Annotated in this window: 4 protein-coding genes; all 4 read left to right on the top strand. The window is 45.1% G+C overall.

What is annotated here, in order from left to right:
- Nucleotides 1–1195, top strand: a 1195-nt coding sequence (locus VIM91_RS03400) for a pitrilysin family protein (protein ID WP_331863416.1), incomplete at its 5' end; no start/stop codon positions are given.
- Complete coding sequence (locus tag VIM91_RS03395; RefSeq protein WP_331863415.1) at nucleotides 1195–2499, top strand: pitrilysin family protein; 1305 nt, start codon at nucleotides 1195–1197, stop codon at nucleotides 2497–2499. The genes VIM91_RS03400 and VIM91_RS03395, both read left to right, overlap by 1 nt.
- A 12-nt stretch (nucleotides 2500–2511) precedes the next feature.
- Nucleotides 2512–3132: a 16S rRNA (guanine(966)-N(2))-methyltransferase RsmD gene (gene rsmD / locus VIM91_RS03390; protein ID WP_331863414.1), complete on the top strand. Its 621-nt coding sequence runs from the start codon at nucleotides 2512–2514 to the stop codon at nucleotides 3130–3132.
- Nucleotides 3133–3176: 44 nt separating this feature from the next.
- Nucleotides 3177–3337, top strand: a 161-nt coding sequence (locus tag VIM91_RS03385; RefSeq protein ID WP_331863417.1) for an adenylyltransferase/cytidyltransferase family protein, incomplete at its 3' end; no start/stop codon positions are given.

The raw sequence follows: 3337 nt of genomic DNA, 5'->3' as shown, positions 1-3337 counted from the left end.
GCCCAATGGTATAACCGGTGTATCGCATATGTTAGAACATATGATGTTTAAAGGTACAGACTCTGTTGAGCCAGGTCAGTTTTCTAAACGAGTTTCACAAATGGGTGGGCGCGAAAACGCATTTACCTCGGCCAACTATACGGCTTATTATCAAGTCGTTGGTAAACAGCATTTAGAAGGAGTCATGACGCTTGAATCGGATCGCATGGCGAATTTGTCGTTAACGAATAAACAATTTCAACCTGAACGTAATGTGGTTAAACAAGAACGCTTATGGTCGATAGAAGATAAACCCAATTCAAAGCTGTTTGAACAGTTTAAAGCCACCGCCTATATCAGTAGCCCCGAGCGTAACCCTGTTATCGGTTGGATGAAAGATATTGAGCATTACCAACTGCAAGATTTAAAAGATTGGTATCAACAATGGTATGCGCCCAATAATGCAACCTTGGTTGTGGTGGGGGATGTTGACCCACAAACCGTGGTCAAACTGGCGCAAAAAACCTATGGGGTTTATCCGCCTCGAACGATCAACCCACCCAAACCTCAATTTGAGCTAGTGCAGCAAGGCCAACGACGTTTCGAATTAAAAGATGCGACACCTGTGCCCAACATTATCATGGGTTATCATGCGCCAAGTTTAGTCACGGCCGAGGATAACCAGGAGGTTTATGCTTTAGCCGTGTTGTCGAGTGTATTAGATGGTGATGACAGCGCGCGTTTAACTCAAGCGTTGGTTCGAGATCAAAAAATAGCCAGCTCAATCGGCGCATTTTATCGACCAACTGGGCGTTTAGGTGCGCAGTTTTTGTTCAGCGCTCAACCGCAAACAGAGGTTGAAATTGAGGAATTGGAAGCCGCTATTCTAGCTGAAATTAAGCGCGTACAAGACGAACCCATTAAGCAAAGTGAATTAGCACGTATATTGGCTCAAGCCGAAGCGCAATATGTTTATCAGCAAGACTCAATTCAATCACAAGCCAGCAGCATTGGCTCAATGGTCAGTGTAGGCTTACCAGCTGATACTATGCAGCACTGGGTAGAAAACCTGCGCAGTGTGACCCCCGAACAAATTCAAGCGGTCGCTAAAAAATATTTAACAACCGATAATCTGACGGTCGGGATTTTGCGCCCAAGCGGTGAAACCAATCGCAAACCGACCCCCAAGCCAGAATTTAGCGGGAGAATGCACTGATGAAAAACCTAATACCAGCTTTCGTATTTGTTATCGGATTCATGGCGTTTAGCCAAGCTCACGCGTCAATTGATATTCAAACCTGGCAGACATCTAAAGGCGTAAAAGTACTGTTTGTAGAAGCCCCACAGCTCCCCATGGTTGATATTGAAGTCACCTTTGATGCGGGCAGTGCGCGAGATGCGAAACAACCAGGCCTGGCGAATTTAACTTCAGCTTTGTTATCAGCGGGTACTCAGCAAAAAGACGAGCAACAAATTTCGATTGGTTTTAACAATTTGGGTGCGCAATTTGGTGGTCAAGCGACTCGTGACTCTGCCAGTTTTAGCTTGCGAAGCTTAACGCGAGAAAACTTGTTAACGCCAGCGTTAGATTTGTTTGCCGAAGTTTTGTCAGCGCCGACTTTTCCGAAGGCCATCTTTGAGCGTGATCAAGCCCGTTTGATTCAAGCCTTAAAACAGCGCGAAGAACAACCCAATCAAGTCGCGAGTTTAGCTTTCTGGAAAACTTTATATGCTGACCATCCGTATGCTAATCCGACCGAAGGCCATATCGAATCGGTGCAAGCTATTAAAACGAGTGACTTAAAAGCATTTTATCAACGTTATTATGTCGCCAAAAATGCTCAGGTATCCATTGTGGGTGCGATTAATCGCAAACAAGCCGAACAGATGGCCGAACGCCTTACTCGCGACTTAAAAACAGGGGAACAGGCTCCGGCTTTACCCAAACCCAAGCCTTTGCAAGCCGCCCAAAATCAAGTAATTGATTTTAGCTCAGCGCAGACCCACTACATGCTAGGTCAGCTAGGGGTTGAGCGTGGCCATCCAGATTATTATGCGTTGTTTTTAGGTAACCATTTATTAGGTGGCAGCGGCTTTGGCTCGTTATTGGTGGAGGAGGTACGTGAAAAACGTGGCTTGGTTTACAGTGTTTACAGTTACTTTGCGCCTATGCGAGTGACTGGGCCTTGGTTGATTGGTTTATCCACCCAAAATAGCCAAGCCTCTGAGGCCGATCAGGTTGTAAAACAAACCTTAGAAGGTTTTATGGCGGACTTTTCGGATGAAAAACTAGCTGACATTAAAAGCAACTTGATTGGCGGCTGGCCGTTACGCTTAGATAGCAATGGCAAAATTCTGGGTTATATCAGCATGATCGGTTTTTATGATTTACCTTTGGATTATTTGGATGCCTTTCCTCGTCATATTGAAAGCTTAACCAAGCAGGATGTTTTAGACGCTTGGCAACGTCACATTGATACCGACAAAATGTTCACTTTAATGGTCGGGCAGCCTGAGTAAGAAGATTTTGCAATGAATAAACCTCAAAAAACGACAAAGCCAGCCAGTCCTAAAAGCACCAGGCCTGGTGGTGTCATACGAATTATCGGCGGTGATTGGCGCGGGCGTAAATTACCGGTTTTGGATATGGAAGGTTTGCGGCCGACTTCAGATCGTGTCCGAGAAACCTTGTTTAACTGGTTGCAGTTTGAGATAGCCAGCAAGCGCTGTTTGGATGTGTTTGCTGGTTCAGGTGCACTTGGATTTGAAGCTAAGTCACGCGGTGCGGCCGAGGTTTTAATGCTTGAGAAATCTGAAGCCGTGGCGCGTCAATTAAAGCAAAACGCTGAGTTGCTAAAAACCGAAGCGATACAAGTACAAACGGCCGACAGTCTGCAATATCTAGCATACCCAGCAAAACAATCGTTTGATCTGGTGTTTATTGACCCGCCATTTCATCAAAACCTAGTGCAACCAACACTGAATTTACTGTTTGAGAATGCTTGGGTCAATCACCAGGCCTGGTTGTATATTGAGCAGGAAAAATCGCTGGATTGGCCAACTTTACCCAGCGGTTGGCAAATTTACCGTGAAAAAACTACTTCTCAAACGCGTTTTGCTTTATGGCATTATATCGAGTCGTCGCAATTTTAAGCAGCTCAAGGTATGATGTGCGCAACAATTAACGAGATAACTTTATGACGATTACCGCTGTTTATCCAGGCACGTTTGATCCTATCACTTGTGGCCACACAGACTTAATAAAACGCGCGGCGCAAGTTTATGATCGTTTAATTATTGCGGTGGCGAATAATCGTAATAAAACCCCGCTGTTTAGTTTAGACGAACGCATTGAACT

Origin of the sequence: Thiomicrospira sp., assembly GCF_036568485.1 — a bacterium.
Classification (GTDB): Bacteria; Pseudomonadota; Gammaproteobacteria; order Thiomicrospirales; family Thiomicrospiraceae; genus Thiomicrospira.
The sequence above is the reverse complement of the archived record's forward strand: the minus strand, read 5'-3'. Positions and strand labels throughout refer to the sequence as shown.